This is a genomic window from Planomonospora alba, from assembly GCF_039534085.1.
In the GTDB taxonomy this organism is placed as follows: Bacteria; Actinomycetota; Actinomycetes; order Streptosporangiales; family Streptosporangiaceae; genus Planomonospora_B; species Planomonospora_B alba.
Map to the genome: position 1 here is coordinate 80,284 of NZ_BAAAUT010000034.1, position 6,747 is coordinate 87,030.

General features: G+C 67.9%; 7 protein-coding genes and 1 pseudogene. 1 reads left to right on the forward strand and 7 read right to left on the reverse strand.

Annotated features, from left to right (window positions below):
- Nucleotides 1-193: 193 nt before the first annotated feature.
- The 7 genes and pseudogenes from ABD823_RS21060 to ABD823_RS21090 form a co-directional block, all read right to left on the reverse strand.
- Nucleotides 194-394, reverse strand: coding sequence for an IS3 family transposase (locus tag ABD823_RS21060; protein WP_344862194.1), 201 nt, complete (start codon nucleotides 392-394; stop codon nucleotides 194-196).
- A 125-nt stretch (nucleotides 395-519) separates the two neighbouring features.
- Nucleotides 520-1,760: pseudogene (locus ABD823_RS21065) on the reverse strand (IS256 family transposase).
- Between the two features lie 174 nt (nucleotides 1,761-1,934).
- On the reverse strand, nucleotides 1,935-2,381 hold the full coding sequence (locus ABD823_RS21070) for a hypothetical protein (RefSeq protein WP_344862196.1): 447 nt from the start codon (nucleotides 2,379-2,381) through the stop codon (nucleotides 1,935-1,937).
- Nucleotides 2,378-3,211: an IS5 family transposase gene (locus ABD823_RS21075; RefSeq protein WP_344862198.1), complete on the reverse strand. Its 834-nt coding sequence runs from the start codon at nucleotides 3,209-3,211 to the stop codon at nucleotides 2,378-2,380. The genes ABD823_RS21070 and ABD823_RS21075 overlap by 4 nt, the downstream gene beginning before the upstream one ends.
- Before the next feature lie 101 nt (nucleotides 3,212-3,312).
- Nucleotides 3,313-4,059 carry an SDR family oxidoreductase gene (locus ABD823_RS21080; RefSeq protein ID WP_344862199.1) on the reverse strand — a complete coding sequence of 249 codons (747 nt, stop codon included), beginning with the start codon at nucleotides 4,057-4,059 and terminating at the stop codon, nucleotides 3,313-3,315.
- 69 nt (nucleotides 4,060-4,128) lie between these two features.
- A complete protein-coding gene (locus tag ABD823_RS21085; RefSeq protein WP_344862200.1) occupies nucleotides 4,129-5,199 on the reverse strand; it encodes an aldo/keto reductase in 1,071 nt (356 codons plus the stop codon).
- 69 nt (nucleotides 5,200-5,268) lie between these two features.
- On the reverse strand, nucleotides 5,269-5,994 hold the full coding sequence (locus ABD823_RS21090; RefSeq protein ID WP_344862201.1) for an SDR family oxidoreductase: 726 nt from the start codon (nucleotides 5,992-5,994) through the stop codon (nucleotides 5,269-5,271).
- Between the two features lie 138 nt (nucleotides 5,995-6,132).
- On the opposite strand from ABD823_RS21090, the gene ABD823_RS21095 reads away from it, so the two are divergent.
- A complete protein-coding gene (locus ABD823_RS21095; protein ID WP_344862202.1) occupies nucleotides 6,133-6,696 on the forward strand; it encodes a TetR/AcrR family transcriptional regulator in 564 nt (187 codons plus the stop codon).
- Nucleotides 6,697-6,747: the final 51 nt, after the last annotated feature.

The window sequence follows — 6,747 nt, forward strand, 5'->3', positions numbered from 1 at the left end:
TACGCTGCGGACCACCACCTGCCATGACCGCCGCGGCCCGCGCAAGATCACTCATCGGCCTTGCGGCATCACCTCACGCCGCGGTATCCGGTGCCGATCGCCCAACCGCCTCGTCGTGCCCGGCGTGAAGCCGACGCCTGGCGTGACGAGGCGGAGCCGGAGCTGTCAATCCCCTGAAAGCGTGGAGACGGTCCTATGCCACAGCGGCCCTCACCAGGGCCGATGATGCCTGTCTCTTCTCGATCACCTGACGCTCGAATGTGACCGGCGGCAGCCCGTCGTTGGCGCTGTGCCGCCTGCGCGTGTTGGAGAAGTCCGCGATCCAGGTCGCCACCCTCAGCCGGGCCTCGGCCCGGGTGCGAAACCGGTGCCGATGCACGAACTCGACCTTCAACGTGCCGGTACCTGTCAAACCTGTTGAGACATCAAGCCACGTTCGGTGTCTGTGTGAACCGATCCGGGGTCACGTCCAGCGAAGTGGTGTATGAACCGGCCTTCGCGTGATCCTGTTTCTGCAGGTTAAGCGGTAAGTGTCTGCGGCAGCGGATTCTGCCCCGGTGTGTCGCCCGCGATCAGGCGCAACCGGACCTTGGCCAGCACGTCCAGCCCCATGTAGCGGCGGGCCTCGGTCCACTCATCGGTCTGCTCGGCCAGCACCGCACCCACCAGGCGCACGACCGCGCCCCGGTCGGGGAAGATGCCGACCACGTCGGTGCGGCGACGGATCTCCTTGTTCAGCCTTTCTTGCGGGTTGTTCGACCAGACCTGCCGCCAGACCTCCCGCGGGAACGCGGCGAAGGCCAGCAGGTCCTCGCGGGCCGCGTCCAGATGCGTCGCCGCGGCCGGATACTTGCCCTCCAGCGCCTCGACGACCCAGGCATGCTGGGAGCGCACGGCCTCGACCGCAGGCTGGTCGAAGATCGTGCGCACCAGGGTCGCCACCCACGGCTGCGCCGACTTCGGGACCGTCGTCAGCAGATTCCGCAGGTAGTGGGTGCGACAGCGCTGCCAGGCCGCACCCGCCAGCGTCGCGCCGACCGCCTCGACCAGGCCGGCGTGGGCGTCGGAGACCACCAGCTGCACCCCGACAGGCCCCGCGCCACCAGGGAGCGCAGGAAGCCCAGCCAGCCGGCGCCGTCCTCGGCCGAGGTCACCTCCAGCCCCAGGATCTCCCGGCGGCCGTCGGCATTGACCGCCGTGGCGACCAGCACGTGCACGTTCACCGTGCGCCCGTCCTCGCGGACCTTCTGCGTCAGCGCGTCCAGCCACACGAACGCATACGGGCCGCCGTCCAGCGGGCGGGTGCGGAAGGCTTCCACCTGCCCGTCCAGCACCTTGGTCATCTCCGAGACCTGGCTCTTGGAGATGCCGGTGATGCCCAGCTGCTCGACGAGCTTGTCGACCCGGCGGGTGGAGACGCCCAGCAGGTAGCTGGTGGCCACCACGCTGATCAGGGTTTGTTCGGCCCGGCGGCGGCGCTGCAGCAGCCAGTCCGGGAAGTAGCTGCCCGAGCGCAGTTTCGGAATGGCGAGCTCGACGGTGCCGGCGCGGGTGTCCCAGCCGCGGGTCCGATAACCGTTGCGCCGGTTGGCCCGCTCGCTGCTGCGCTCGCCGTAGGCGGCGCCGCACAGGCTGTCGGCCTCGGCCGACACAGGCGCCTCGGCCATGGTCTTCACCATGGAGCGCAACAGATCCGGGTCACTGGCCTGAATCTGCTCCGCCAGCCACGCCATCGGGTCCACACTGTTGGACACGGCCATCGCTTTCCTCCTTCGATCTTGATGTCGCAATCACGAAGGATCACGCGATGGCCGTCCTCATGTCCGGCGGCACGCCTGTGTGCTGGGGAAACTCTTAGAGGGCGGTTCGCGAGTTGATGTCCCCTTCGCCACTGGGATTGGGCAAGGCGAGCTGGTCGGAGGCTCGTCACCGGACTACGGGCGCGGCCGAACGAACAAGCCCGGCTCGGTCTCGATGAGGACGCCGCGGCCGACCAGGCGCTTGAGCTTGGAACGGATGTTCTCGGTGTGCTTGGCCACGATGGGCAGGTCCAGGGCCTGGCACAGGTCGCGGGCGCGCAGAGGCCGGTCGGCATCGGCGAAGATAGCCAGAATCTGCTGGTAGGCAGGATGGCTGGGCAGCGCAGGCGGTGGTGCGGCTGGTTCGGCGCCGTCGTCGGCGGCGAGCGCGAGGAGGGTCTTTCGGGTGATCCGAAGGTGCTCGATCGCCTCGCCGAGCTCGCCCAGATGGGCGTTCAGCGCGTCGGTCTCGGCCTGGAGCTGCTCGATCCGGCACGTCAACGCCTGCTCGCGGGCGTCGATCCTGTCCAGGAGCCACGTGCCGGGGTCGGGCGGGGGCGCGGGCGTCTGGAGGCTGCTCACGTCGACCGCCACGACGGCGCGGGCGCACGGGTCAGACGACGGGCCATCACATCCGTCATCGCCCAGTACACCCGCGACTCGGACGTGGCCGGCCGGTGCTCGTAGTCGCGCACCAGGCGCCGGTGCAGCATCAAGGTGCCGTAGGTCTGCTCGACGATCCACCGTGTCGGCTGGGGGACGAATCCCGTGTCGGCCCGGTTGCGTTCGACGATCTGAACGTCGATCCCCAAGGTGGCGCCGTGGGCGACGACCGTGTTCTTGAAGCCCTGGTCGGCCAGGGCCGTGGTCACGCTGCCGCCGGTCTGTGCGGCGACGCGGTCCAGCAGCGCCGTTCCCGCGGTGTTGCCGTGCGCGGAAGCGGCCAGCAGCACCGCCGCGATGACCAGTCCGAACGTCTCGGTGGCCAGGCCGCGTTTGCGTCCCGGGACCTTCTTGGCCGCGTCTTTCCCGGTCGTGGCGGCGGGGACGCCGGCCGCGGCGTGCACGCTCTGGGTGTCCAGCACGACCGGGCTCGGATCGGCCTTTCGCCCTTTGCTCTCCCGCAGATACCAGCGCAGCAGGTCGCAGATCACCTGGGCGGTGCCGTCGTCGCGCCACTTGGCGAAGTAGTAGTACGTCGCGCTCTTGGGCGGCAGGTCGTGCGGCAGGTATTCCCACTGGACGCCGGTCCGGCCCTGATACAGGATCGCGCCCGCGATCTCGCGCATCGTGTAGGTGCCCTGGTGGCCGCTGACCGACGGGTGCGCGGCCTTCCACGCCGTGAGCACCGGTTCGATCAGCGCCCACTGCTCGTCGGAGAGGTCGCTGGGGTACGGCTTGCGCTCGCTCACCCGGTCATCCCAGCACATCCGGGCTCGCCAACCAGGGGTAACGCTAAATATCCGCCTAATCACACTGTGGCATCGCGGGCATCAGCTCACGAACCGCCCTCTCAGAGCTGGGTTTCGCCGCCATCCACAGCCAGCTCGACGCCGGTGGTGTACGTGGCATCGAAGGCGAGGAATGCGGCCGCCGTGGCGAACTCTTCGACGGTGCCGTAGCGCTTCATAGGGTTGCTCGCGGTCCGCTCCGCCCTGAACTGGTCAGCGGCCTCTTTGGACAAGTTCATCGTTTCCAGAATCCCCGAGTCGATGGGACCCGGGCTGATCGCATTGACACGGATCCCCCGCGGAAGCAGCTCCCGGGAGAAGGAGCGGGCCATCGAGCGCAGCGCCGCCTTGCTGGCCGCATAGACGCTGGTGTCCACCATGCCGATGACGTTCGCGATCGAGGTGGTGAGGACGATGCCGGCGTTCGCGCTCAGCAGCGGAGCGAGCTTCTGCACAGTGAAGAAGGCGCCCTTGACGTTGATCGCGAACAGCTCGTCGTACACGTCCTCGGTCGTCGACTCGAGGGGCGTGAGGGGTGAGATGCCGGCGTTGACGAACAAAGCCTCGATCGAGCCGAGCTCGCTCTTTACACGGCCGACGAGCATATCCAGGTCGGACAGTGAGGACACATCCGCCCGGACAGCCACGGCATTCTCGCCGAGCCGCTCGCGTGCCGCGTCGAGCTTGGCCTGAGAACGGCCGGTGATCACCACGCGGGCTCCGCCTTGCACCAGCAGCTCCGCCAGCGCGAGCCCCATGCCGCTGCTGCCACCCGTGATCACCACATTCTTGTCGCTGTACTTACCCATACCGAGGTTGCTCCGTTCCATCATTAAAAACATGTCGATATATCTGGATGTCGCCATTCAGGAAGCGAATCAGCCGAGGGTTTCGATCTTCATGTCGCCTGTGGTGACCGTGCGGATGTGATCGCTGGCGAGCAGGCCGTGCGGATTGCCGAGGTCGACGGAGCTGACCTCGTCGAGGCGGGCCAGCTGGGAAGGAGTGAGGTCGACCTGCAGGGCACCCAGGTTGTCCTCCAGCTGCGCGATGGTGCGGGCGCCGATGATGGGTGCCGTCACACCCGGGGCGTTCAGGGTCCAGGCCAGTGCGACCTGGGCGGGTGTGCGGCCTAGCTCCGAGGCCACCTCCTTCACCACATCGGCAATGGCGAGGTTGCGGTCGGTGACCCATCCCAGGGCGACGTTCAGGCTCTTGCGGCTGCTGGCGGTTTCGCCGACAACGGAGCCCGCCTGGTTCCGGTCCTCCCGGCTGTACTTGCCGGTGAGCACCCCGCCGCCCAATGGGGAGAAGGGGACCACGCCGAGTCCCATCTCGCGTGCCATCGGGATCAGGTCACGCTCCGCGGTGCGCTCGATCAGGCTGTACTCGGTCTCCAGTGCGACCAGTGGTGACCAGCCGCGCAGGTCGGCGATCGCCTGCATGCGCGACACCTGCCAGGCCGGGGCGCTGGAGATCGCCACGTACAGCACCTTGCTCTGCCTCACCAGGTCGTCCAGGCCCCGCAGGATCTCCTCCACCGGCGTCCTGAAGTCCCATACGTTCACGTAGAGCAGATCGATGTAGTCGGTGTTCAACTGCCGCAGACTGGCTTCCACCGACGCCAGCATGCTCTTGCGGTGGGTACCCCCGGAATTCGGGTCACCGGGCTGACGCAGCGTCGAGTACTTCGTCGCCAGCACCATCTTGTCGCGGTTGGTGCGGGCGAATTCGCCGAGCAGTCGCTCGGAGGTGCCGTTGGTGTAGGTGCTGGCGGTGTCGAAGAAGTTGCCGCCGAGCTCGGTGTAGCGGTCGAAGAGCTTGCGCGCCTCGTCGCGCTCGGCGCCCCAGCCCCACTCGGTGCCGAAGGTCGCCGTGCCCAGCGCCAGCGGTGAGACCCGGAGTCCGGAACGGCCCAGCAGCCGATAGGTGTCGAGAGTGAGTGCCATCGTGTTCTCCTGTGAGGTGCGGTTCGTGGCGTTCGAGAGGTGCGGATTGGTGGTCGACTCGCCCGGGTTTCAGACGCCGAGCCCGTAGCCGCCGGCCACGGTGATGTCCTGGCCGGTGATGTAGCCGGCGGCGTCCGAGGCGAGGAAGGCGACTGCTTCCGCGACCTCCTGGCTGGTTCCGAAGCGCTTGAAGGGGATCTTCGAGCGCATGGCGTCCCGGCCGCTCTCGGGCACCCCCAGCTTGTCGAGCAGCGGGGTGTCGGTGGCCCCGGGGCTCACGGCGTTGACGCGAATCCTGCGCGGGGCCAGTTCGAGCGCGAGGGAGGGCAGCATGGCCAGCAGCGCGCCGCGTGTCGCCGCCCCCACCGTGGCGCCAGGGGCGCCGCGACGGGATCCGATGCCGACGGTCAGCACGATCGAGCCGCCGTCGTTCATGAGGGGAAGGGCCTTTTGGAGGGTGAAGTACTGGCCCTTGAAGTTGAGGTCGGCGTGCTCGTCGAACGATTCCTCCGTCACCTCGGCAACCGGTGCCGGACGGAAGATCCCGGCGTTGAGGAAGAGCAGGTCCAACGATCCGAACCGCGCCGCCACCGCCGACATCAGGGCGTCGGTGTCGGAGAGCACGCGCCCGTCGGATCGGACGACGAGCACGTCACCGGGGAGCTCGGACTGCGCCCGCGCGAGGGATTCGGGATTCTGTCCGGTGACCGCGACCTGGTAGCCGCGGGCGTGCAGCAGCTCGGCCGTCGCTCTGCCGATCCCGGTCGTCCCTCCGGTGATGACCGCTGTAGGCATGGCAAACCTTTCGTCGCTGAAGCGATGGGTGAGACCACCCGTAACCGGGGAACTCCCCGTTTGTCTCACTGTACACTGAACCGGGGACATCCCCGAATCGTTCCCGAGCCTCATCCGACACTTACGATCACGAAGGTCATGACACCTCCACGTAGCACCCGGCGCGCCGACGCGCAGCGCAACCGCGAGCAGCTGATCGCCACGGCCGCCGAAGCCTTCGCCTCCGGACGCCCGATCTCGCTGGACGCGATCGCCAAACGCGCGGGAGTGGGGAACGCCACCCTGTACCGGCACTTCCCCACCCGAGAGGATCTGGTCGAAGAGGTCTACCGGGACCAGATCCGTCCCTTGCGCGAAGACGCGCACACCCTGCTGGCTACCAAGCCGCCCGCACAGGCCCTCCACGCGTGGATGCTCCGATTCGCCGACTGGGCCAGCGAACGACGCGGCATCTGCGAGGCCCTGGTCGCCATGAGCGCTTCCGGCCGCTTCGGCACCGGACCGGTCTGCGACGAGGTCCAGCAAATCCTGGCGATGGTGCTCGAGGCCGGCGCCACGGCAGGAGAACTGCGCAGCGACATCGACCCGGTCGAGGTAGGCGGCATCCTCGCCGGTTTGCTCTCCGTGGCCGGCGCACCCGAGCAGCGCCCCCAACTGAACCGCATGCTGGACATCGTCGTCGACGGACTCAGGCCCCGCTAGGCCGTGTCTGACAATTCCGCGTGGCGGAGCCAGAGCATCAAGAACGCGATG